At 67.3% G+C, this 21546-nt stretch carries 23 protein-coding genes and 1 tRNA gene; 15 read left to right on the plus strand and 9 right to left on the minus strand.

All coding sequences use genetic code 11. The annotated features are described in order from the left end of the window. Positions 1-4: 4 nt before the first annotated feature. Complete coding sequence (ahcY, locus tag BN1313_RS03215; RefSeq protein WP_091736535.1) at positions 5-1396, minus strand: adenosylhomocysteinase; 1392 nt, start codon at positions 1394-1396, stop codon at positions 5-7. A 109-nt stretch (positions 1397-1505) separates the two neighbouring features. Beyond that, complete coding sequence (locus BN1313_RS03220) at positions 1506-2993, minus strand: CYTH and CHAD domain-containing protein (RefSeq protein ID WP_091736536.1); 1488 nt, start codon at positions 2991-2993, stop codon at positions 1506-1508. A 60-nt stretch (positions 2994-3053) separates the two neighbouring features. Here BN1313_RS03220 and bioB point away from each other — a divergent pair, with 60 nt between their 5' ends. Beyond that, positions 3054-4058: a biotin synthase BioB gene (gene bioB, locus BN1313_RS03225; RefSeq protein ID WP_091736539.1), complete on the plus strand. Its 1005-nt coding sequence runs from the start codon at positions 3054-3056 to the stop codon at positions 4056-4058. On the opposite strand, the gene BN1313_RS03230 is transcribed toward bioB, so the two are convergent. Both BN1313_RS03230 and BN1313_RS03235 read right to left on the minus strand, forming a co-directional pair. After that, positions 4055-4528, minus strand: a complete 474-nt coding sequence (locus BN1313_RS03230; protein WP_091742215.1) for a GNAT family N-acetyltransferase — start codon at positions 4526-4528, stop codon at positions 4055-4057. The two genes, bioB and BN1313_RS03230, sit on opposite strands and share 4 nt — an antisense overlap. Positions 4529-4539: 11 nt before the next feature. Next, positions 4540-5799, minus strand: a complete 1260-nt coding sequence (locus BN1313_RS03235) for an adenosylmethionine--8-amino-7-oxononanoate transaminase (RefSeq protein WP_091736542.1) — start codon at positions 5797-5799, stop codon at positions 4540-4542. Here BN1313_RS03235 and bioF point away from each other — a divergent pair. From bioF to BN1313_RS03255, 4 genes are read left to right on the plus strand one after another with little or no spacing between them, the layout of a single operon-like run. Continuing rightward, positions 5798-6985, plus strand: a complete 1188-nt coding sequence (gene bioF, locus BN1313_RS03240; RefSeq protein WP_425414985.1) for an 8-amino-7-oxononanoate synthase — start codon at positions 5798-5800, stop codon at positions 6983-6985. The genes BN1313_RS03235 and bioF overlap by 2 nt on opposite strands. Continuing rightward, complete coding sequence (bioD, locus tag BN1313_RS03245; protein ID WP_091742221.1) at positions 6982-7647, plus strand: dethiobiotin synthase; 666 nt, start codon at positions 6982-6984, stop codon at positions 7645-7647. The genes bioF and bioD overlap by 4 nt, the downstream gene beginning before the upstream one ends. A gap of 33 nt (positions 7648-7680) precedes the next feature. After that, a complete protein-coding gene (locus BN1313_RS03250; protein ID WP_091736545.1) occupies positions 7681-8607 on the plus strand; it encodes an ABC transporter ATP-binding protein in 927 nt (308 codons plus the stop codon). Between the two features lie 17 nt (positions 8608-8624). Beyond that, positions 8625-9386 carry an ABC transporter permease gene (locus BN1313_RS03255; RefSeq protein ID WP_091742224.1) on the plus strand — a complete coding sequence of 254 codons (762 nt, stop codon included), beginning with the start codon at positions 8625-8627 and terminating at the stop codon, positions 9384-9386. A 48-nt stretch (positions 9387-9434) separates the two neighbouring features. Here the strand turns inward: BN1313_RS03255 and BN1313_RS03260 are convergent, their stop codons facing one another. The 4 genes from BN1313_RS03260 to BN1313_RS03275 form a co-directional block, all read right to left on the minus strand. Then, a complete protein-coding gene (locus BN1313_RS03260) occupies positions 9435-9704 on the minus strand; it encodes a DUF1150 family protein (protein ID WP_091736548.1) in 270 nt (89 codons plus the stop codon). Positions 9705-9733: 29 nt separating this feature from the next. After that, positions 9734-10159, minus strand: a complete 426-nt coding sequence (locus BN1313_RS03265; protein WP_091736551.1) for an Hsp20 family protein — start codon at positions 10157-10159, stop codon at positions 9734-9736. A 177-nt stretch (positions 10160-10336) separates the two neighbouring features. Beyond that, positions 10337-10412, minus strand: a tRNA-Ala gene (locus tag BN1313_RS03270). Positions 10413-10550: 138 nt separating this feature from the next. Beyond that, complete coding sequence (locus tag BN1313_RS03275; RefSeq protein WP_091742226.1) at positions 10551-11021, minus strand: TIGR02300 family protein; 471 nt, start codon at positions 11019-11021, stop codon at positions 10551-10553. A gap of 162 nt (positions 11022-11183) precedes the next feature. On the opposite strand from BN1313_RS03275, the gene aroA reads away from it, so the two are divergent. The 10 genes from aroA (at position 11184) to BN1313_RS03325 (ending at position 21101) form a co-directional block, all read left to right on the plus strand. Next, a complete protein-coding gene (aroA, locus tag BN1313_RS03280) occupies positions 11184-12569 on the plus strand; it encodes a 3-phosphoshikimate 1-carboxyvinyltransferase (RefSeq protein ID WP_425414986.1) in 1386 nt (461 codons plus the stop codon). 7 nt (positions 12570-12576) lie between these two features. Continuing rightward, the gene (cmk, locus tag BN1313_RS03285) at positions 12577-13242 is read left to right on the plus strand and encodes a (d)CMP kinase (protein ID WP_091736554.1); all 666 of its coding nucleotides are present in this window, start codon (positions 12577-12579) and stop codon (positions 13240-13242) included. Between the two features lie 176 nt (positions 13243-13418). Further along, the gene (gene rpsA, locus BN1313_RS03290) at positions 13419-15125 is read left to right on the plus strand and encodes a 30S ribosomal protein S1 (RefSeq protein ID WP_091736557.1); all 1707 of its coding nucleotides are present in this window, start codon (positions 13419-13421) and stop codon (positions 15123-15125) included. A gap of 166 nt (positions 15126-15291) precedes the next feature. Then, complete coding sequence (locus tag BN1313_RS03295) at positions 15292-15576, plus strand: integration host factor subunit beta (protein WP_091736560.1); 285 nt, start codon at positions 15292-15294, stop codon at positions 15574-15576. Between the two features lie 64 nt (positions 15577-15640). After that, on the plus strand, positions 15641-16078 hold the full coding sequence (mscL, locus tag BN1313_RS03300; RefSeq protein ID WP_091736562.1) for a large-conductance mechanosensitive channel protein MscL: 438 nt from the start codon (positions 15641-15643) through the stop codon (positions 16076-16078). Positions 16079-16114: 36 nt separating this feature from the next. Then, positions 16115-16759 (plus strand): phosphoribosylanthranilate isomerase, encoded by a 645-nt coding sequence (locus BN1313_RS03305; RefSeq protein WP_091736565.1) that lies wholly within the window; start codon positions 16115-16117, stop codon positions 16757-16759. Between the two features lie 7 nt (positions 16760-16766). Further along, entirely contained in the window at positions 16767-17993 is a 1227-nt protein-coding gene (gene trpB / locus BN1313_RS03310) for a tryptophan synthase subunit beta (RefSeq protein WP_091736566.1), read from the plus strand. After that, a complete protein-coding gene (gene trpA / locus BN1313_RS03315) occupies positions 17990-18820 on the plus strand; it encodes a tryptophan synthase subunit alpha (RefSeq protein WP_091736570.1) in 831 nt (276 codons plus the stop codon). The genes trpB and trpA overlap by 4 nt, the downstream gene beginning before the upstream one ends. 18 nt (positions 18821-18838) lie before the next feature. Beyond that, positions 18839-19756 (plus strand): acetyl-CoA carboxylase, carboxyltransferase subunit beta, encoded by a 918-nt coding sequence (accD, locus tag BN1313_RS03320; protein WP_091736573.1) that lies wholly within the window; start codon positions 18839-18841, stop codon positions 19754-19756. Between the two features lie 28 nt (positions 19757-19784). Next, a complete protein-coding gene (locus BN1313_RS03325; RefSeq protein ID WP_091736576.1) occupies positions 19785-21101 on the plus strand; it encodes a bifunctional folylpolyglutamate synthase/dihydrofolate synthase in 1317 nt (438 codons plus the stop codon). A 45-nt stretch (positions 21102-21146) separates the two neighbouring features. Here BN1313_RS03325 and trxA read toward each other — a convergent pair whose 3' ends face one another. Continuing rightward, on the minus strand, positions 21147-21479 hold the full coding sequence (gene trxA, locus BN1313_RS03330; RefSeq protein WP_091736579.1) for a thioredoxin: 333 nt from the start codon (positions 21477-21479) through the stop codon (positions 21147-21149). Positions 21480-21546 lie beyond the last annotated feature (67 nt).

Below are 21546 nucleotides of genomic sequence, written 5' to 3' on the forward strand. Positions count from 1 at the left end.
GGTCCTAGTAGCGGTAGTGCTCGGGCTTGAACGGGCCCTCGACGGTCACGCCGATATAGTCAGCCTGGTCCTTCGACAGCTTGGTAAGCTTCGCGCCCAGCTTGCCCAGGTGCAGCATGGCGACCTTTTCATCGAGGTGCTTGGGCAGGGTGTAGACCTTGGTCTCGTACTGGGCGCCGTTCACCCACAGCTCGATCTGCGCCAGGGTCTGGTTGGTGAAGGAGGCGCTCATCACGAAGCTTGGGTGGCCCGTGGCGTTGCCCAGGTTCACCAGGCGGCCTTCCGACAGCAGGATGATCTTCTTGCCGTCGGGGAATTCGACGTGGTGGACCTGATCCTTGATCTTGTCCCACTTGAAGTTCTTCAGGCCCGCGACCTGGATCTCGGAATCGAAGTGGCCGATGTTGGCGACGATGGCGTTGTTCTTCATCCGCCGCATGTGGTCGACGGTCAGCACGTCCTTGTTGCCCGTCGCCGTGACGAAGATGTCAGCCTTGTCGGCGACGTCGTCCATGGTCTGGACCTCATAGCCCTCCATGGCCGCCTGCAGGGCGCAGATCGGGTCGATCTCGGTGACGATGACGCGCGCGCCGCCGTTGCGCAGCGAGGCCGCCGAGCCCTTGCCCACGTCGCCATAGCCCAGGACCACGGCGACCTTGCCGGCCAGCATCACGTCGGTGCCGCGACGGATGGCGTCGACCAGGCTCTCGCGGCAGCCGTAGAGATTGTCGAACTTCGACTTGGTGACGCTGTCGTTGACGTTGATCGCCGGGAACGGCAGCTCGCCGCGCTCGGCCATCTGGTAGAGGCGGTGAACGCCCGTGGTGGTCTCTTCCGACACGCCCTTGCAGGCGTCGCGGATCGCCGAATAGAAGCCGGGCTTCTCCTTGAGGTAGCGCTTCATAACGGTGAAGAGCGCTTCTTCTTCCTCGTTGGTCGGCTTGTTGAGGATCGTCGGATCCTTCTCGGCCTTGGGACCCAGCACGCAAAGCAGCGTCGCGTCGCCGCCGTCGTCGAGGATCAGGTTCGGATAGCCGCCGTCCGACCATTCGAAGATCTTGTGGGCGTATTCCCAGTACTCGATCAGGGTCTCGCCCTTGATGGCGAAGACCGGGGTGCCCTTCACCGCGATGGCGGCGGCGGCGTGGTCCTGGGTCGAAAAGATGTTGCACGAGGCCCAGCGCACATCGGCGCCGAGGGCCTGGAGGGTCTCGATCAGGACACCGGTCTGGATCGTCATGTGCAAGGAGCCCGCGATCCGGGCGCCCTTCAGCGGCTGGTCCTTGGCGAACTCGGCGCGCACCGCCATCAGGCCGGGCATCTCGGTCTCGGCGATATCCAGTTCCTTGCGGCCCCAGTCGGCGAGCGAGAGATCCTTCACGATATAGTCGGTCATGTCTTGTCCTTGCGGCGAGGGCGCCCGGCGGACAGCACGGGCGAGCTTTGAGGCGGTCTATACCGGCGGCGCGCCCACGGCGCAACCGAGACATAAAGACTTCCTTATATCATCCCGGAAGACGGGCGCGGCGGACGGCTTTCAGCCCCTTGGCCGCCTGGGCGAGCAGCACGCCCTCATCCTGGGCCTGGGTCTCGATCAATCGTAGCGCAGCCTCGGCCGCCGCCGGTGATGGCGCGAGGGACTGCACCAACCTCCGTGCGGCCGAGATGTCATTCAGCGAACCCAGGGCCGCCTGCATCGCCTTCAACGCCTCGATCAAGCCCTTGGTTTTGCGCTTCGGATAGAGCGCGGCCGCGCCCTCCGCCGCATAGCGGAGCTTCTTGGCGGCGATCCGGGCGCGATGCCGATCGTCCGGCGCCAGCTTGGCCAGGCCCTTCGATTTCTTCAGCAGGCGCCTTCGGCCTTTCGCCAGGATCTTGGCGGCGAAGGCCTGGGCTGGGCGGTCGCGCATTCCGGCGCGGGCTGAATCCTCCAGCCAGGCGCCGGTCTCGAGCCATCGGGCGAAATCGATGACGAGGGTCCTGAAGCGCGGACCGCTGACCGCGTCCAGCAACTGGGCGGCGGCGGCTTGCCGGGCGGCGAGGACGAGCTCGGTAAGCTCCGCCAGGGCGGCGTCACCTGGCCTGGCCGGCTCGACTGTTTCAGTCAGGAAGACGTCGAGGTCACGGAGACGGTCGCAGGACTTAGCCAGCCATTTGAGCTCGCCATCCAGCCTAATGTCCTCGCCATCGCCCAGGATCGCGGCGTAGGCGTCGAGCGCGCTCCGCAGAGTGCGGACCGCGACGCGCAGCTGATGGACGGGTCGGGCCGCCAGCGGCGTGACACGGAATTGGTTGGCGGCGGAGGCCAGGCGGCCCAGATTACGCCCGGCGATCGCCTGAAAGGCGGTCAGGGCGCTTGCGCCGGCGTCCAGCCGCACGACGGGCGGCGTGACGTCGTCCTCTCCAGCCGCGAGCGCCTGGCCGCGCGCGGCCTTGGTGTCGAAGGACAGGTAAAGCGGGGCGGCTTCGCCGACGGCCTGGGCGAGCGCAAAGAGCGCCGCCCGGGGACCCGCCTTCAATTCGAGCTCCAGCTCGTGGATTGGCCGCGTCACCCGGCCAGCGCGCAGCTCTCCTTCGTCGAGGGCCAGTTCGATTGTGGCGCCGGCGAAGCTCAAGGTCCGCTGACGGCGGGTGACGGCCACGCTGAACAGCGGCCGCAAGGTGGGGTCGGCGGCCTGCTTCAGGAGCCGACGCAGCACCGGCATGCGCGGATCGGGGGCGAAGGTCGGGGTCTCGACCTCATATTCCTGCCTCGCGACGCCAAAGCCGCGCTTCAGGGTCTGGACGTGGCGGCCCGTGCCATCGCGCACGCGCAGTGAGACGCCGGCCTGCTGCAGGACCCGATCGGCGGTGTCGAAATATACGGAGACGAGCTCGCGGGTCACCTCTTCGCCGGCCGGCGCGGCCGCCAGGATCGTCTCGACGTCCGCGGGATCGAGCAGGAGCTTCAGTTCGACTTCTTCGGGCTCTGACGGTGGCGCACGCTTGCTCATGTGGTTGCGGTTCGCGCACGGGCCGCGCTATGGCATGCTGATCCGTCGCCGGAGGGTTCCATGAACGCGCCTGTCCTCAATGCCGCCATCCGCCTGGATCCCGCTGAACCGCGCCACGACTGGACCTTGGACGAGGTCGAGGCGCTGTTCGACATACCGTTCACCGAACTGGTCTTCCGCGCCGCGGAAATTCATCGGCGCTGGTTCGATCCGACGGAAGTGCAACTTTCGCAACTGCTTTCGGTGAAGACCGGCGGTTGCGCCGAGAACTGCGGCTACTGCAGCCAATCGGCGGCCTTCGAAACCGGAGTGCCGGCGTCGAAGCTGATGGAGGTGCAGAACGTCATCGTCCAGGCCATGGAGGCCAAGGCTGGCGGCGCGCAGCGCTTCTGCATGGGCGCCGCCTGGCGCGACCTGAAGGACCGCGATCTGCCGAAGGTCTCGGCCATGATCGCCGGGGTGAAGGCGCTGGGTCTCGAGACCTGCGCGACGCTGGGCATGCTGACGCCGCACCAGGCGACCGCCCTGAAGGACGCCGGCCTCGACTACTACAACCACAACCTCGACACCGGCCCGGACTACTACGACAAGGTCGTCACCACCCGGACCTACCAGGACCGTCTGGACACCCTGGAGGCCGTGCGCGACGCCGGCATTAGCACCTGCTGCGGCGGCATCGTCGGCATGGGCGAGACGCGCCGCGACCGCGCCGGCCTGCTGCACCAGCTGGCGACCCTACCGGCCCACCCCGACAGCCTGCCGATCAATGACCTGATCCCCATCCCCGGCACGCCGCTGGGCGACGCCCCGCCGGTCGACGGCCTGGAGTTTGTCCGGATGATCGCGGTCGCCCGCCTGGTCTGCCCGAAGTCGGTCGTGCGTCTGTCGGCCGGTCGCGAGACCATGAGCCGCGAACTGCAGGCGCTCGCCTTCATGGCCGGGGCCAATTCGATCTTCGTCGGCTCGAAACTGCTGACCGCGGGCAACCCGGAAAAGTCGACGGATGAGCTGCTGCTGGCCGACCTCGGGATGCGGCCGATGACCATGGCCTCGGCGACGCTCTAGAGCGGCCGGACCATGTAGCGGGCGTCCGGGCCGTAGCTGGCGAGCTTCACGGCCAGGGCGTCGCTCTGTTCAACGCGAAATCCCATGCCCCGCCAGAAGGCCTGGGAGTCGTTCACCGAGACCAAGCTAAGCGTCGCGGCCCCCAGGCTGTGCGCCGCGCGCGCGAGCGCCTCGACCACCGTGCGGGTGTGGCCGCCGCCGCGAGCCGCCGGCGCGAGCGCCAGGTCGTGCAGGTAGACGTTCTCGCGGTCGGCCGGCAGGCCGCCCAGGAGGCTGTTCAGCGGCGGGATTTGACCCAGCTGCCAGGGGTAGGCGATCAGATAGCCCTCGACCGCGCCCTCCAGCTCCAGCGCGAAGCAAAGGTCGGGGCTAAGCGCGAGACGCTCGGCGAAACAGGCGAGACTCTCGAAATGGTCAGGAAAGGACGCCGCGGCGACCCGGACCACGCCGGCGAGGTCGGCATCGCGCATGGCGCGCCACATCAGCCCGTCACCACGCGACAGATCGCGCTGGTCAGCTGGTCGAGCTCGGCGTTGGTGATGGTGAAGGCCGGCGTGAGATAGACCACCTTGCCCATGGGGCGGATCCAGACGCCCTCCTGGGCGAAGCGATCGCAGAGCGCGCCAGCGTCGACCGCCTGGGCGAATTCGACCACGCCGATCGCACCCTTCACCCGCACATCGACCACCCCCGGCGCGGCGCGACAGGGGGTGAGCCCGTCCGCCAGCCGGGTCTCGATCCGGGCGACCTGGGCGCGCCAGGCGCCGGTCTCGAAGATATCCAGCGAGGCGTTGGCCGCGGCGCAGGCCAGAGGATTTCCCATATAGGTAGGTCCGTGCATCAGGGCCGCGCTGGCGTCGTCCGACCAGAAGGCCTCGAACACCTTGTCGTTGGCGATGGCCGCCGACAGGGGCAGGGCGCCGCCGGTCAGCGACTTGGAGAGCGTGATGATGTCGGGCGTCACGCCGGAACCTTCGCAGGCGAAGAGGTCGCCGGTGCGGCCGAAGCCCACGAAGATCTCATCGAAGATCAGGAGCTGGCCGTGCCAGTCGCAGAGCCGGCGGAGGCGGCGCAGGACGTCGTCGTCGTGGAACAGCATGCCGCCGGCGCCCTGGACGCGAGGCTCGACGATCAGGGCGGCGATCTCGCCGCCGCGCTCGGCCAAGAAGGCGTCCAGCTCGGCCTCGGACTCATCGTCGACGGGCAGGGGCACGACGTGCTGGGCGGGCAGGACGCCGGCGAACAGGGCGTGCATCCCCTCTTCCGGATCGCAAACCGTCATGGTGGCCAGGGTGTCGCCGTGATAGCCGCCGAGGAAGGCCGCGAAGCGCGTGCGGCCCACCGCGCCGCGGTTGATCCAATATTGCAGCGCCATCTTCATGGCGATCTCGACGGAGACCGAGCCGCTTTCGGCGAAGAAGACGTGGTTCAGGTCGCCCGGCAGCAGGTCGGCCAGCCGTTTGGCCAGACGATAGGCCGGTTCGTGCGCCAGGCCTCCGAACATGACGTGCGGCGCGCGCGCCAACTGGTCCTCGACGGCGCCGCGGATGTGCGGGTGGTTGTAGCCGTGGCAGGCCGTCCACCAGGACGCGATCCCGTCCACCAGTTCGCGGCCGTCCTCGAGGATCAGCCGGCGGCCTTCGGTGCGGGCGACGGCGAGCGGCGGGCGGGCGGTCTTCATCTGGCTGTAGGGCCGCCAGACATGCGGCGCGCCTTCGATCAGCCATTTGGGCTGGGTCATGACTTTCCTTGGCCCTTGGGGCATTGATCTGCCGGTGATCGACACCCTGACTGCATTCGCGCAAGCGAAAATCGACGAGCTGGAGGCCAGAAGCCTGCTGCGGCGGCTGAAGCCGGGCCGGCGGTTCGACGATATCTTCATCGAGCGCGACAGCCAGACGCTGATCTCGTTCTCCTGCAACGACTACCTGAACCTGTCGCACCATCCCAAGGTCAAGGCCGCCGCCATCGCCGCGGTGGAGGCCTATGGCGCAGGCTCCGGGGCCTCGCGGCTGGTGACCGGCGACCATCCGATCTTCGCTCCCCTGGAAGCCCGCCTTGCGGCGCTGAAGGGCGCCGACGCCGCCTGCGTCTTCGGGTCCGGCTATCTCGCCAACACCGGCATCATCCCGACGATCATCGGGCCGGACGACCTGATCCTGGTGGATGCGCTCGCGCACGCCTGCATCTGGAGCGGCGCAAAGCTATCCGGGGCCAAGGCGCTGGCCTTCCGCCACAACGACGCCGAGCACCTGGCCGAACTCCTGACCGAACATCGGGGGTCAGCGACGCGAGCGCTGGTGGCGACCGATGGCGTGTTCTCGATGGACGGCGACATCGCCCCGCTGGACGAGATCAGCGCGGTGGCCCGGGCCCACGACGCCTGGCTGCTGGTGGACGACGCCCATGGCCTGGGGGTCGTCGGCGACGGCGCCGGCGTGGGCCGGCTGTTTCCCCAGGCGCGCATCGACCTGGCGATGGGCACCTTCTCCAAGGCGATCGGCGGCTACGGCGCCTATGTCTGCGCGACCCAGCCGGTGATCGACCTCATCAAGTCCCGCGCCCGAACCTTCGTCTACACGACCGGCCTGCCGCCCGCGAGCGCGGCCGCGGCGCTGGCCGCCCTGGAGATCATCGAGAGCGACCCCGATCTGGTCGCCCGGCCGCTGGCCAAGGCGCGGCGGTTCACCAGCGCGCTCAACCTGCCGGAGGCGACGAGCGCCATCGTGCCGATCCTGCTGGGCGAGTCCGCGACCGCCCTGGCCGCCGCCCGCGACCTGGAATCGCAAGGGCTTCTGGCCGTGGCGATCCGCCCGCCGACCGTGCCCGCCGGCACCGCCCGCCTGCGCCTCGCCTTCAGCGCCGGTCATCCGGACGAGGCGATCGACCGGCTGGCGGAGGCGGTGCGGCCTTGGGTTTCGCGGTGAAGATTTTCGTCGCAGGCGCTCACACCGACGTGGGCAAGACATGGTTCTCCTGCGCCTTGATCCGCACGGCGATCCGCCAGGGCTTGAGCGTCAGCGCCTTCAAACCGGTTGTCAGCGGTCTGGACCCCGAAGACCACGCTGGCAGCGATCCCGGCCGACTGCTGGCCGCGCTCGGGCGACCGGGGGAGGACATTGCGACCATCTCGCCCTGGCGGTTCGCCGCCCCGCTGGCCCCACCGATGGCCGCGGCGCTGGAGGGACAGACCCTGCCCTTGGCGCCCATGGTCGAGGCCTGCCGCGACGCTCTGGCGGAGCCGGTCGATCTGGCCCTGGTCGAAGGTGTCGGCGGGCTGATGTCACCGATCGCCGACGATGGTCTGGGGCTGGACCTGATGATGGCGCTGGCCGCGCCGAGTTTCCTCGTGACGGGGAGCTACCTGGGTGCGATCAGCCATGCCCTGACCGCGCTGGAGGTGATGCGGGCGCGTGGGTTGCCCGTCGCGGCCGTGGTCGCGAGCGAGAGCGGCGGGCCTGACCATCCCGACTTTATCGAGACAGTGGCGGCCATCGCCCGGTTCGCCGCCGATACGCCGGTCCTGGCTATGGCGCGAGGCTCAGAAGACGCCAGCGAGGCCCTGGCGATCCTGTGGGCGAAACCCTAGGTAACGGTCCCGCAGCCAAGCTTTGGAGAGCCCGTGGCGCCGATCATCCAGATCACCAACCTGTCCAAGATCTACAAGGGCGGGTTCCAGGCGTTGAAGTCGGTGAACCTGGATATCGAGCGCGGCGAGATTTTCGCGCTTCTTGGCCCCAATGGCGCGGGCAAGACGACGCTGATCGGCATCACCTGCGGCATCGTCAATCCGACCACCGGCCAGGTGCTCGCCGACGGCCATGACATCGTCCGCGACTATCGCGCGGCGCGCGCGAAGATCGGCCTGGTGCCCCAGGAACTGTCGACCGACGCCTTTGAGACGGTGTGGGCGACGGTCAACTTCAGCCGCGGCCTGTTCGGCAAGCCGCCGAACCCGGCCTGGTGCGAGAAGGTGCTGCGCGACCTGTCCCTGTGGGACAAGAAGGACGCCAAGATCATGGCCCTCTCCGGCGGCATGAAGCGCCGGGTGATGATCGCCAAGGCGCTGAGCCACGAACCTGACATCCTGTTCCTCGACGAACCCACCGCCGGGGTCGACGTCGATCTGCGCCGGGAGATGTGGGAGATGGTCCGCGGGCTGCGCGAGCGCGGCGTGACCATCATCCTGACCACCCACTACATCGAAGAGGCCGAGGAAATGGCCGACCGGATAGGCGTGATCACTCACGGCGAGTTGGTGCTGGTGGAGGACAAGGCCGTCCTGATGCGCAAGCTCGGCAAGAAGCAGCTGACCCTGCAGCTGCAGGCGCCGCTGGAAGCGATCCCGGCGGGCCTCGAGGCCTACAACCTGGCGCTGGCCGGCGACGGCCACGAGTTGGTCTACACCTTCGACACCGCCGCCGAGGAGACGGGCATCGCCGGCCTCCTGCGCCGGCTGCACGACGCGGGCCTCGACTTCAAAGACCTGAAGACTGACCAGTCCTCGCTGGAGGAGATATTTGTCAACCTCGTGCGGGGCGCCCGATGAGCCAGATGAGCGCCTCCATGAACTGGTACGCCGTGCGGGCGATCTATCGCTTTGAGATGGCGCGGACCTTCCGCACCCTGGTGCAGTCGATCGCGACGCCGGTGATCACCACCTCGCTCTATTTCATCGTCTTCGGCGCGGCGATCGGCAGCCGGATCGCCTCGGTCGATGGCATCAGCTACGGCGCCTTCATCGTGCCCGGCCTGATCATGCTGTCGATCCTGACCGAGAGCGTGTCGAACGGGTCCTTCGGCATCTACATGCCGAAATTCTCAGGCACGATCTATGAGCTGTTGTCGGCGCCGGTTTCGGCCACCGAGGCGTTGCTCGGCTATGTGGGCGCGGCGGCGTCGAAATCGATCCTCCTGGGATTGATCATCCTGGCGACGGCGCGACTCTTTGTGCCCTTCGAGATCGCGCACCCGTTCTGGGCGGCGGGCTTTCTCGTCCTGACCTCGGTAGCCTTCGCGCTCTTCGGCTTCATCATCGGAATTTGGGCGGACGGCTGGGAGAAGCTGTCGATCATTCCGATGATGATTCTGACGCCTCTGACCTTCCTCGGCGGCAGCTTCTATTCAATCACCATGCTGCCGCCGTTCTGGCGCACGGTGGCCTTGGCTAACCCGGTGGTCTACCTGGTGAGCGGTTTCCGCTGGAGCTTCTACGGCGTCTCAGACGTAGGCGTGGGGTTGAGCCTGGGCATCACGCTCGGCTTCCTGGCGGCCTGCATCGTCGCCGTCCGGCTGATCTTCAGGACCGGTTGGCGGCTGAAGTCCTAGCAGCCGCCGCCCTTCCGCGGAAAGACGGCGGCGCGTTCGAGGTGAGCGCTAGTGAACCGAGACGGGCGCCAGTTCATGGGCGAGGGCTGCGGCCATGGCCGAGGCCCGGTCGCCGAGCACGGCCAGGCGTTCGCCGTCGGCGCGATGCACCGCGTAGAGCGTCTGGTCAGGATTGAGGTCAAACCCCTCGATTTGGGTCGACGGCACGCTGGCGATGATCTCGGCGGCCGAGACAGGCCGCACATAGACAAGGTTGGGCGCGCCCAGGGCGGCGAAAGCTTCTGTCGTCAAAACGGGCGTCATCATGACCACCTCCATAAACTCAACGCATCGGGACTGAGGTTTGTTCAGCGCGCGGACTGGATCGGGATCCGCTTCACCACCCGTTCCGGCTGTGGCCGAGACAGATCGATGTGAAGAAGTCCGTGCTCCAGGGTCGCGTTCCCGACCACCATGCCGTCAGCCAGGACGAAATTGCGGATGAACCCGCGCGCGGCGATGCCGCGATGCAGAAAAGCATCCTCGCCCGCCGCCGCGGTCGACGGCTCGCGCCGGCCGGCCACTGTCAGCTGTCGATCTTCGACGGTCACATCCAACTGCGCCGGCGAGAAGCCGGCCACGGCCAGGGTGATCCGCAGAGATCCGTCGCCACGGTCTTCGACATTGTAGGGCGGGTAGCCTTCAGCGGCGGCCTTGGCGGCGCGCTCGATCAGGCTGCGGGTATGTTCGAAGCCCAAGAGATAGGGGCTGTCGAAGAGGATCGATCGATTCATCCTTAGGAGTCCTTGCTTCAAGCGACTCTCCGGACCGCCACCCACAAGAGGCATGGCGGACCGGGTAAGGATTATTTGGGAACTGGGACGGGCGGTTGCAACCAGCCTCTCCCACAGCCCGGCGCTAGAGGGGCGTCCAAAATGGAGAAGGCCCGCAGCGGTGGCTGCGGGCCTTCATGGTGGAGCTAAGCGGAGTCGAACCGCTGACCTCTTGAATGCCATTCAAGCGCTCTACCAGCTGAGCTATAGCCCCAGATATTTCTAGGCATTCCCGTCTGGTACGCCCCTCAGGTGTGGCTGGGGGGCCGGGAAGGCGCGGAACCTATTCAAAGCGGATGCGGCGATCAAGCCCGCCGGACGGAAAAATCCGACGGGCTCGTCTTATCGGCGCCTAACGGTCGTCGTCGCCCTCTTCCGGCAGACCGTCGATCTCGGTTTCGTCGAAGCCGTCGTCCTCATCTTCTTCGATGAAGGGCATGTCGGCTTCGTCCTCGACTTCTTCGTCGTCCTCGCTGAACTCGGTCAGGTCGTCGCCGCCAGCTGCGGCTGGCTCGACGCCGTCCTCGTCCTCGTCGTCGGTGACCAGCGGCGGCTCGTCGACCACCTCGTCGAGTTCCGGCGTAGCGACCTCTTCTTCTTCGTCCTCGTCCTCGTCGCGGGCCTTGACCTGATCGACCGCATCCTCGGCCTCATCGGGCTCAGGCGTGATCGCACGGGCGCGGACCCGGCGGTTGCGGACCGCTTCGTCAGGATCGAAGTCGGTTTCGCATTTTGGGCAATGGGCGGGACGGCGGCCCAGGTCGTAGAATTTGGCCTGGCAATTCGGACAGATCTGTTTCGAACCAAGTTCGGGATTGGCCAACGGTCGGACCTCTTGGAAGGGACGTTGTCTTTGGGAGCGGCGTTCGCCGAGAGCGAGCCCGCGGAAGCGCGGTCCCTTGCCACGCGCCAGACCGGCTGTCAAAAGCATTCCCCCGCTGGCGGGAGGCTGGCGGCAGGCGGGATTTGCAAGGCGCGTTCGACCATGGCGGCGGGGCTCATGACCACAGCGGAAGAGGTGTTCGGCCTTACCGCGACCCGAAGCGGCGCGCTGCGCGGCCGTGTGCGCGCGCCTGGCGACAAGTCCATTTCGCACCGCGCCCTTATCCTGGGCGCGCTGGCGACCGGCGCCACCGAGATCAGGGGCCTGCTGGAAGGCGATGACGTGCGCCGTACGGCGGCGGCCATGGCCGCCTTCGGGGCCGGCGTCGAGCGCCTGGGCGAAGGCCACTGGCGTATCGAGGGTCAGGGCGGCCTGACCGAGCCGGACGATGTGGTGGATTGCGGCAATTCCGGTACAGGCGTCCGCCTGATCATGGGCGCGGCGGCCGGTTACGACATGGTCAGCCTGTTCACGGGGGATAGGTCCCTGCGGGGGCGGCCGATGATGCGGATCCTGAAGCCGCTGGGCCTGATGGGCGCGTCATGGCGATCGCGGGCAGGCGGCCGACTGCCGCTGGCGTTGCAGGGCGGAGCCCTGAAGACCATCGCCTATCAGCCGCCGGAGCCCTCGGCCCAGGTGAAGTCGGCGGTGCTGCTGGCCGGCCTGAACGCAGACAACGGCATTGAGGTCTTCGAGGCCGAGGCCACCCGCGACCATACCGAGCGGATGCTGCGCGGCTTCGGCGCGAGCCTGGACGTCGTCGAAGAAGGCGCGGGCCGCCGCATCATCCTGCCGCCGGGTCAGAAGCTGACGGGCGTTCCGGTGCATGTGCCGGGCGATCCCTCCTCGGCGGCCTTTCCGTTGGTGGCGGCGCTGATCATTCCGGGGTCTGAGGTCACGGTCGAAGGCCTGCTTCTGAATCCCTCGCGGATCGGCCTCCTCGACACCCTGGGTGAGATGGGCGCGGACCTGTCGGTCAGCAACATCCGCGACGAGGGCGGCGAGACCACCGGCGATGTCACTGCCCGATACTCCGCTCTCGTGGGCGTCGAGGTGCCGCCCGGCCGAGCCCCGTCGATGATCGACGAATACCCGATCCTGGCCGTGGCGGCGGCTTTCGCCTCAGGCCGCACGGTGATGCGCGGCATCGGCGAACTGCGGGTCAAGGAAAGTGACCGCATCGCGCTGACGGCGGCGGGCCTGGCCGCCTGTGGCGTCACCGTCGAAGAAGAGCCTGCGGGCCTGATCGTCGAGGGCTGCGGGCACAACGGCAAGGTCGCCGGCGGGGCGTCGGTCACCACCCATGGCGACCACCGCATTGCCATGTCGCACCTGGTCCTGGGCATGGCCGCCCAGGCGCCGATCAGCGTCGACGAGCCGGGCATGATCGCCACCAGCTTCCCGACCTTTGTCGCCATGATGCGCGGCCTGGGCGCCGACCTTGCAGGCGAGACCGGCCCGGCGACCGGCGAAGACGGCGACGCGTGACGGTCTGATGGGCCGGCGTGAAAAAGGGCCCTTCGTCGTGGCTGTCGACGGCCCGGCGGCGTCGGGCAAGGGCACGGTGGCCTCGAGCCTCGCCCGCGATCTCGGCCTGCCCTATCTGGACACCGGCCTGCTCTACCGCGCCGTCGGCGTCCTGATGCAGCGCGCGGGGCAGGACTTCAACGATGTGCCGGCCGCCGCCTGCCAGGCCCTGATGATCACCGCCGACGTGCTGGACGACCCGGGCCTGCGCACCCGCGCCGCCGGCGAGGCGGCCAGCCGGGTGGCCACCCATCCCCAGGTCCGCGAGCGGCTGCTCGAGTTCCAGCAGACCTTCGCCAGCCAGGACCAGGGCTCGGTCCTCGACGGCCGGGACATCGGCACGGTGATCGCGCCCCATGCGCCCGCCAAGCTCTATGTGACGGCGAGTCCCGAGGTGCGTGCTGAGCGTCGCTGGCGCCAGCTGACCGGCCAGGGCGAACAGGTCAGCCTGGAAGACGTCCTGGCCGACATCCGCAAGCGCGACGAACGCGACGGAGGCCGGGAGGCCGCGCCCATGCGGGCCGCCGCCGACGCTGTCTTGCTGGACACCTCGGAAATGACTATAGACCAGGCCGCCGATGCGGCCCGCCGCATCGTCGAGGCGGCGCGCGCCCGCTGGGAAGCCTCCCGATAAGGGATGGGCGGCCTGGCCCGCAAATCCAACCGCGCCTTCCCCCTCGTACGGCTGCGGGCGATTTCATTTTGAGTTCGAGCTCCGGCTCGGCCTTCGGTTCAACCCCTAACCCGATGTGGGTTTCAGCCTGACGGCGCGCCGTCGGGGCCTCACGTCATTCGGAACGAAAGAACACTATGGCTGACGATATGAGCCTCAATCCCTCCCGCGACGATTTCTCCGCCCTGCTCGACGAGTCCATGGGCGGCCGCGACTTCATGGAGGGTCAGGTTGTCCACGGGATCGTGGTCGCCATCGAAAAGGACTTCGCGATCGTCGACGTCGGTCTGAAGACCGAAGGCCGGGTTTCGGTGAAGGAATTCGCCGGCGAAGACGGCAAGGTCACGCTCAAGGTCGGCGACAACGTCGAGGTTTTCCTCGAGCGCGTCGAGAACGCCATGGGCGAAGCGGTCATCAGCCGCGACAAGGCCCGCCGCGAAGAGGCCTGGACGCGTCTTGAAGGCGTCTATGAGAAGAACGAGCCGGTGATGGGCGCCATCGTCGGCCGCGTGAAGGGCGGCTTCACCGTCGATCTCGGCGGCGCCTCGGCCTTCCTGCCGGGCAGCCAGGTCGACATCCGCCCCGTGCGCGACGTCGGCCCGCTGATGGGCAAGGAACAACCCTTCGCGATCCTCAAGATGGACCGCCCGCGCGGCAATATCGTCGTCTCGCGTCGCGCCATCCTGGAAGAAGCCCGCGCCGAACAGCGCACCGAGCTGGTCAGCCAGCTGCAGGAAGGCGAAGTTCGCGAAGGCGTGGTCAAGAACATCACTGACTACGGCGCGTTCGTGGACCTGGGCGGCATCGACGGCCTGCTGCACGTCACCGACATGAGCTGGAAGCGCGTCAACCACCCGAGCCAGGTGCTCGCGGTCGGCGACACGGTGAAGGTCCAGATCGTCAAGATCAACCCGGACACGCAACGCATCAGCCTCGGCATGAAGCAGCTGCAGTCCGATCCGTGGGACGGCGTCGAAGCCAAGTATCCGGTCGGCGCGAAGTTCACCGGCCGCATCACCAACATCACCGACTACGGCGCCTTCGTGGAGCTGGAAGCCGGCGTCGAGGGCCTGGTGCACGTCTCGGAGATGTCCTGGACCAAGAAGAACGTCCACCCCGGCAAGATCGTCTCGACCAGCCAGGAAGTCGACGTCGTGGTGCTGGACGTCGATCCGTCCAAGCGTCGCGTCTCGCTCGGCCTGAAGCAGGCGACCGCCAATCCGTGGGACGCTTTCGTGGCGGCCAACCCGATCGGCTCGGTCGTTGAAGGCGAAGTCAAGAACGCCACCGAGTTCGGCCTGTTCATCGGCCTCGAAAACGACATCGACGGCATGGTCCACCTGTCGGATCTCGACTGGGCGGCGCCGGGCGAAGAAGCCATCGCCCGCTACACCAAGGGCGAGCAGGTCAAGGCCCGCGTTCTCGACGTCGATGTCGAGAAGGAACGGATCAGCCTGGGCATCAAGCAACTGGCCGGCGACCCGCTGCAAGGCGACACCTTCCGCAAGGGCCAGACGGTGACGGTCACGGTGACGGAAGTCACCTCGGGCGGCATCGAAGTGCGCTTCGGCGAAGATGAAGCCCCGATGACGGCCTTCATCCGCAAGTCGGATCTTTCCCGCGACCGCGCCGACCAGCGCCCGGAACGCTTCGCCGTCGGCGATCGCCTGGACGCCCAGATCACCAACGTCGATAAGGCGGCGCGTCGCGTCGGCCTGTCGGTGAAGGCCCTGGAAATGGCCGAGGAAAAGGAAGCCATCGAGCAGTTCGGCTCGTCGGACTCCGGCGCCTCGCTCGGTGACATCCTGGGTGCGGCCCTGCGCGAAAAGGCCCAGAAAGACTAATAATTCCGCATCCATAGGCGGCGAACAGCCCCGTCCGGTCCGCCGGGCGGGGCTTTTTCGTGTCCTGCGCTTGAAACCCCCGCGCGAGTCTTCCATGGTCTGGTCCGCTTAAGCCGGCGTTCGATCGATGCAGGCGGCAGCGCGGGCGGGGGACGTGTAAGCGGGGATGATAAAGTCTGAACTCATCGCCAGGTTGGCGGAGGAAAACCCGCACCTGACGCAGCGGGATATCGAGCGTCTGGTCGGCGTGGTGCTGGAGCGGATGATCCAGGCGCTTGAAGACGGGGGCCGCGTGGAACTGCGGGGCTTCGGCGCGCTGTCGGTGCGGTCACGCGACGCACGCGCCGGCCGCAATCCGCGCACCGGCGAGCCCGTCGACGTGCAGGCCAAGCACGTTCCGTTCTTCAAGAGCGGCAAGGAGCTTCGCCAAAGGCTGAACCTCAGCGAGTGATCGACCGGGGGCGACATGGCCTGTCGATCGACTATGTTCCAGGCTTGGTTTAAGGAGACGCGCCATGGCTGACGCTGAAAAAACCTCGATCTTCGCCGAATTCCGCGAGTTCATCGCGCGCGGCAACGTCATCGACCTGGCGGTCGGCGTGATCATCGGCGCGGCCTTCAATGACATCGTCAAGGCGCTGGTCGACAATGTGGTGATGCCGCCGATCGGCCTGCTGTTGTCGGGCGTCGACGTCTCCAAGCTGATGTGGGTGCTGAAAGCCGATGATGCGGCGACCCCGGACAGCGAACTGGTGGCGATTCAGTACGGCCTGTTCCTCAACAGCTGCATCAAGTTCATCATCGTCGCCTGGGTGATCTTCCTGGCGGTGAAGGCGGTGAACATCATGCGTCGCAAGCAGGCCGAAGATCCTGCGCCGGCCGCGCCGCCCGCGCCGACCACAGAGGAAATCCTGCTGACCGAAATCCGCGACCTCCTGAAGACGAAGGCCTGACACCCTATATTTGCAGGGGTGGCGTGAGTGGCGACGATGCCTTTGAAAGCGAAGATCTGCGGCGTCTCGACCCCCGAGGCGATTCAACTCGCCTTGGCGGGCGGCGCAGGCTGGCTGGGCTTCATGTTTTTCCCGAAGAGTCCGCGCAACCTGGAGCCGGAGGCTGCTGAGCGGCTTGCGCGGGCCGTAAGGGGCGGGCCGGCGAAGATCGTCGCCGTGATGGTCGATCCAAGTGACGCCGAGGCCGAGCGCATCGCCCAGATCCTCAAGCCCGATCTTGTCCAACTGCACGGGCGTGAGACCCCGGCCCGGGCGCGCGAGTTGGGGGTGCGCATGGGCGTGGGCGTCATCAAGGCCGTGCCGATAAGCGCCGCCGCCGATCTTGACGCCGCGCGGGCCTATGAGACCGTCGTCGAGCATCTGATGTTCGAAGCCAAACCGCCGATAGACGCCGTTTTGCCTGGCGGATCGGGGCGGACAATGGACTGGGGTCTTCTGTCCGGCCGGCGGTTTGAGCGGCCGTGGTTCCTGGCCGGCGGGCTTGATCCGTGGAACGTCACCGAGGCCGCATCGCTGTCGGGCGCCCCGCTGGTCGACGTTTCCTCTGGCGTAGAGCGCGGACCCGGCCTAAAGGACCCCGCCCTGATCACGGCGTTCCTGGACGCTGTGCGCCGCGCCTGAAGAGCTGATGACCTTGACCTCGCCCTCGCGCCCCAACGACTTCACCGCCTTCCCCGACAACGCCGGTCGCTTCGGCGACTACGGCGGTCGCTTTGTGCCGGAAACCCTGATGCCGCTGGTGCTGGAACTGGGCGAAGCCTATGCGACCGCCAAGGCCGATGAAGCGTTCCAGGCTGAGCTTTCGAGCTTCCTGACCCACTATGTGGGCCGCCCGAGCCCGCTCTACTTCGCCAGCCGCCTGACCGAGCATTTCGGCGGGGCGAAGATCTATCTGAAGCGGGAGGAGCTCAACCACACCGGCTCGCACAAGATCAACAACTGCATGGGCCAGATCCTCCTGGCCATGCGGATGGGCAAGACCCGCATCATCGCCGAGACCGGCGCCGGCCAGCATGGCGTGGCGACGGCCACCGTCTGCGCGCGGTTCGGCCTGCCCTGCGTCGTCTACATGGGCGCGGTGGACGTCGAGCGACAGAAGCCGAACGTCTTCCGCATGAACCTGCTGGGCGCGGAAGTCCGGCCGGTGACGGCCGGGTCGGCGACCCTCAAGGACGCCATGAATGAGGCGCTCAGGGATTGGGTGACCAATGTCGAGGACACCTATTACCTGATCGGCACGGCGGCGGGGCCGCACCCCTATCCGGCCATGGTCCGCGACTTCCAGTCGGTGATCGGCAACGAGGTGCGCCAGCAGGTGATGGAGATGGAAGGTCGGCTGCCCGACGCCGTGGTCGCCTGCGTGGGCGGCGGGTCGAACGCCATCGGCATCTTCCACCCCTTCCTCAGCGACGAGAGCGTCAAGCTCTACGGCGTCGAGGCGGCTGGCGAAGGTATGGAGACCGGCCTGCACGCCGCCGCCATCAACGGCGGCCGCTCAGGCGTGCTGCATGGCAACCGCACCTATCTGCTGCAGAACGACGAGGGCCAGATCCTCGACGCCCACTCGATCTCGGCGGGCCTGGACTATCCCGGCATCGGCCCCGAGCACAGCTGGCTGCATGACGTCGGCCGCGCCCAGTACCTCACAGCCACCGACCTCGAATCTCTGGACGCCTACAAGCTCCTGGCCGAGCTGGAGGGCATCCTGCCGGCGATCGAGTCGGCCCACGCGATCGCTCGCGTGGGCGAGATCGCCCGCGACGTCGGCAAGGACGGGATCGTCGTGCTGAACCTCTCCGGCCGCGGCGACAAGGACGTGGCCACCGTCGCCGCGCATCTGGGACGCACCATTTGACCACCGCCCGCCTCGACGCCCGTTTCGCCGCACTCAAGGTCGAGAACCGCGCCGCCTTCGTGCCCTACATCATGGCCGGCGACCCGGATGCGGCCACTGCGCTCGCCATCCTGAAGGGCCTGCCGGAGGCCGGCGCCGACATCATCGAGCTGGGTTTCCCGTTCTCGGATCCGATGGCCGAAGGCCCGCCGATCCAGAGGGCCGCCCAACGCGCCCTGGGAAGCGGCTTCACCTTGAAGGACACCCTGGCCCTGTCCGCGGCGTTCCGCGAGGTCGACCAGACCACGCCGATCATCCTGATGGGCTACACGAACCTGATCGAAAGCTGGGGCTACGAAGCCTTCGCCCGCGCCGCGGCCCAGGCCGGCGTCGACGGCATGATCATCGTCGACACCCCTCCGGAAGAAGCCGGCCCCCTGGCCGACGCTCTCGACGCGGCGCAGGTCTCCCTGATCCGCCTGGCCACGCCGACCAGCGACGACGCCCGCCTGGCGGTGATCGCCGCGCGGACCTCGGGTTTTGTCTACTACGTCTCGGTCGCAGGCGTGACCGGCGTCAAGGAAGCCATCACCGCCCAGGTCGCCCCGAACGTCGAACGTGTGCGCCGTGCGTCGGGCCTGCCGGTGGCCGTGGGCTTCGGCATCCGCACCCCTGAGCGTGCGGCTGAGATCGCCCGCGTGGCTGACGCCGTCGTGGTGGGATCGGCGCTTGTGGACGAAGTCGCCGAAGCAGTGGACATGAACAAAGACGTGACGAACGCCGTTCTTTCCAAAGTGCGTTCCTTGGCTCAGGCTGTTCGCGCGGCGCGGTCCGCGGCGACGGTCTAGATCAGGCGGTCAATACCTATGGCGATGGCTGACCAACGAAACGATAAGGGCGGCGACAAGCGTCCGCCGCGTGAGCGCACCGGCTGGCTCTCGCGGATCGCCCCTGGCGTCCGCGGCGCCTTCTCAAAGCGCGAAACGCCCGAGAACCTATGGGTCAAATGCCCCGACACCGGCGAGATGATCTATCGGCCGGACCTGGAGGGCGCCCTCTGGGTGACGCCGTCCGGCCACCACATGCGAATCGGCACGCAACTCCGCCTGAAGTTCACCTTCGACGACGGCAAGTATGAGCGCATCGCTTCGCCCTCGGTTACCGAAGACCCGCTGAAATTCCCCGACGACAAGCCCTATCCCGACCGCCTGAAAGCCGCCCGCAAGGCGACCGGCGAGCCCGATTCCATCAGCATCGGCTACGGCCTTATTCAGGGCCAGCCGGCCGTGGTCTGCGTCCAGGACTTCGCCTTCATGGGCGGGTCGCTGGGCATGGCGGCGGGCGAGGCCTTCGTCTGCGCGGCCCAGACCGCTGTGAAGCGCGGCGTACCCTTCATCATCTTCACAGCCTCGGGCGGCGCGCGGATGCAGGAAGGCATCCTGTCGCTGATGCAGATGGCGCGCACGACCCTGGCGCTGAACGAGGTCAAGGCGGCCGGCCTGCCCTACATCGTCGTGCTCAGCGATCCGACGACGGGCGGCGTACTGGCCTCCTACGCCATGCTGGGCGACGTCCATATCGCCGAGCCTAACGCCACCATCGGCTTCTCGGGCCGCCGGGTGATCGAGCAGACTATCCGCGAGACCCTGCCGCCGGGCTTCCAGAAATCGGAGTTCCTGATCGAGCGCGGGATGATCGACAAGGTCGTGCGCCGGCCTGATCTTCCCGCGGTGCTGGGTTCGATCCTCAAGACGCTGACGGCGGGCCGCGCAAAAGCCGCCTGATTCCAATTTCGGGGCAGGGGCCGCCCGCATGTACGATCCGATCCGCGCATCCGATGCGGTGATCCAGCGCCTGCGCGCCAATCACCCGTCGCTCATCGATCTGACCACGGGGCGCACGGAACGCCTGCTGGCGGCGCTCGATCATCCGGAACGCAAGCTTCCGCCGGTGATCCATGTCGCCGGCACCAACGGCAAGGGCTCCACCACCGCCTACCTGCGCGCCATCGGCGAAGCAGCGGGCCTCAAAGTCCATGTGCTGACCTCTCCGCACCTCGTGCGGTTCGCCGAGCGCATCCGCATCGCCGGGACGCTGATCACCGACGAACGCCTGGAGGCGCTCACCGAAGAGATCGAGGCGGCCAACGCCGGCCAGCCGATCAGCTTCTTCGAGATCACCACGGTCCTGGCGCTCAAGGCATTTGCGGATACGCCGGCGGATCTCTGCGTCATCGAAGTGGGCCTGGGCGGCCGGTTCGATGCGACCAATGTCTTCGAAGCGCCGGCGGTCAGCGTCATCACGCCGGTGGACTATGACCACCTGGAGTTCCTTGGCCCCGAGATTGAGAAGATCGCCTGGGAGAAGGCCGGGATCATCAAGGCCGGACGGCCGGTGGTGTCGGCCCGCCAGATGGTCGAGGTCGCGCAGGTGATCGAGGCCGAGGCTGAGAAGCTCGGCGCGCCGCTGCTGATGATGGGCCGCGACTACGACGCCTGGGAGGAGCGCGGTCGACTGCTGGTGCAGATGCCGGACCAGCTGTTTGACCTGCCGGCGCCCTCGCTGTTCGGTGGTCACCAGTTCGACAACGCGGGTCTGGCGGTGGCGACGATCGCCACGCTGCCGGCGCCGAAGCTGGATGAGGCGGCTCTTGACGGTGTTGCGAGGGCGATCTGGCCGGCCCGCTTCCAGCGCCTGCGAAAGGGTCCGCTGGGCAAGCTCGCTGAGGCGCGGGGATCGGACCTATGGCTTGATGGCGGGCATAATCCGCATGCCGGACGCGCCCTTGCCGAGGCTGCAGGCCGTCTGGTGGCCCGCGACGGGCGGCCGCTGGGGCTGGTCTCAGCAATGTTCGCCCGAAAAGACGCCCGCGGCTTCTTCGCGCCGTTCGCCGCACTGAAGCCCACGGTCTATGCGACGACGTTCGACTCGCCCAACGCCGCCCAGCCCGCTGAGATCGTCGAGGCGGCGCGGGCTGCGGGGCTTGATGCGGTGGTGGTGGAAAGCGTCGAAGCTGGGGTGAAGGCCGCGCTCGCTGCGCCGGGACCTGCGCCCCACGTGCTGGTCTGCGGCGGCCTGCACTTCGCCGGCGAGGTCCTGGCGCTCAGCCCCGAGACCTGGCCAACCTAGGCTTTAACGTCCTTCTCCCCACAGGGGAGAAGGCGTTCGTTCGACTTAGGCCGCGGAGACACCGGCTTCGGTCAGCCATTCCAGAATCTTACCCTTGGGCATGGCGCCGACCTTCATCGCGGTCATCTGGCCGTCTTTGAACAGCATCATGGTCGGGATGCCGCGGACGCCGTAGCGCGACGGGGTCATCTGATTGTCGTCGATGTTCAGCTTGGCGATCGTCACCTGGCCAGCCAGTTCCTCGGAGATCTGCTCGAGAGCCGGGGCGATCTGCTTGCAGGGCCCGCACCATTCGGCCCAGAAATCCACCAGCACGGGCTTGCCGGCTTGCAGGACGTCCTGGTCGAAGGACTGGTCGGTGATCTTCACGGTGCTCATGCCAAGCTCCTTATCGCGCCGTCCGCGGCGCGGATCAGCTTTGATTGCGATGTAGGCCTGCCGGCCC

It is taken from the genome of Phenylobacterium immobile (ATCC 35973), assembly GCF_001375595.1.
GTDB classification, from domain to species: domain Bacteria; phylum Pseudomonadota; class Alphaproteobacteria; order Caulobacterales; family Caulobacteraceae; genus Phenylobacterium; species Phenylobacterium immobile.

Coding starts and splice junctions, on each gene's coding strand:
- ahcY (WP_091736535.1), bottom strand. CDS start 1,396: ATGACCGACTATATCGTGAAGGATCTCTCGCTCGCCGACTGGGGCCGC.
- BN1313_RS03255 (WP_091742224.1), top strand. CDS start 8,625: ATGAACTGGTACGCCGTGCGGGCGATCTATCGCTTTGAGATGGCGCGG.
- BN1313_RS03305 (WP_091736565.1), top strand. CDS start 16,115: ATGCCTTTGAAAGCGAAGATCTGCGGCGTCTCGACCCCCGAGGCGATT.
- BN1313_RS03230 (WP_091742215.1), bottom strand. CDS start 4,528: ATGCGCGATGCCGACCTCGCCGGCGTGGTCCGGGTCGCCGCGGCGTCC.
- bioF (WP_425414985.1), top strand. CDS start 5,798: ATGACTTTCCTTGGCCCTTGGGGCATTGATCTGCCGGTGATCGACACC.
- bioB (WP_091736539.1), top strand. CDS start 3,054: ATGAACGCGCCTGTCCTCAATGCCGCCATCCGCCTGGATCCCGCTGAA.
- BN1313_RS03265 (WP_091736551.1), bottom strand. CDS start 10,159: ATGAATCGATCGATCCTCTTCGACAGCCCCTATCTCTTGGGCTTCGAA.
- BN1313_RS03220 (WP_091736536.1), bottom strand. CDS start 2,993: ATGAGCAAGCGTGCGCCACCGTCAGAGCCCGAAGAAGTCGAACTGAAG.
- trpB (WP_091736566.1), top strand. CDS start 16,767: ATGACCTTGACCTCGCCCTCGCGCCCCAACGACTTCACCGCCTTCCCC.
- BN1313_RS03325 (WP_091736576.1), top strand. CDS start 19,785: ATGTACGATCCGATCCGCGCATCCGATGCGGTGATCCAGCGCCTGCGC.
- mscL (WP_091736562.1), top strand. CDS start 15,641: ATGGCTGACGCTGAAAAAACCTCGATCTTCGCCGAATTCCGCGAGTTC.
- trxA (WP_091736579.1), bottom strand. CDS start 21,479: ATGAGCACCGTGAAGATCACCGACCAGTCCTTCGACCAGGACGTCCTG.
- BN1313_RS03235 (WP_091736542.1), bottom strand. CDS start 5,799: ATGACCCAGCCCAAATGGCTGATCGAAGGCGCGCCGCATGTCTGGCGG.
- accD (WP_091736573.1), top strand. CDS start 18,839: ATGGCGATGGCTGACCAACGAAACGATAAGGGCGGCGACAAGCGTCCG.
- rpsA (WP_091736557.1), top strand. CDS start 13,419: ATGGCTGACGATATGAGCCTCAATCCCTCCCGCGACGATTTCTCCGCC.
- cmk (WP_091736554.1), top strand. CDS start 12,577: ATGGGCCGGCGTGAAAAAGGGCCCTTCGTCGTGGCTGTCGACGGCCCG.
- BN1313_RS03295 (WP_091736560.1), top strand. CDS start 15,292: ATGATAAAGTCTGAACTCATCGCCAGGTTGGCGGAGGAAAACCCGCAC.
- BN1313_RS03260 (WP_091736548.1), bottom strand. CDS start 9,704: ATGGAGGTGGTCATGATGACGCCCGTTTTGACGACAGAAGCTTTCGCC.
- aroA (WP_425414986.1), top strand. CDS start 11,184: ATGGCGGCGGGGCTCATGACCACAGCGGAAGAGGTGTTCGGCCTTACC.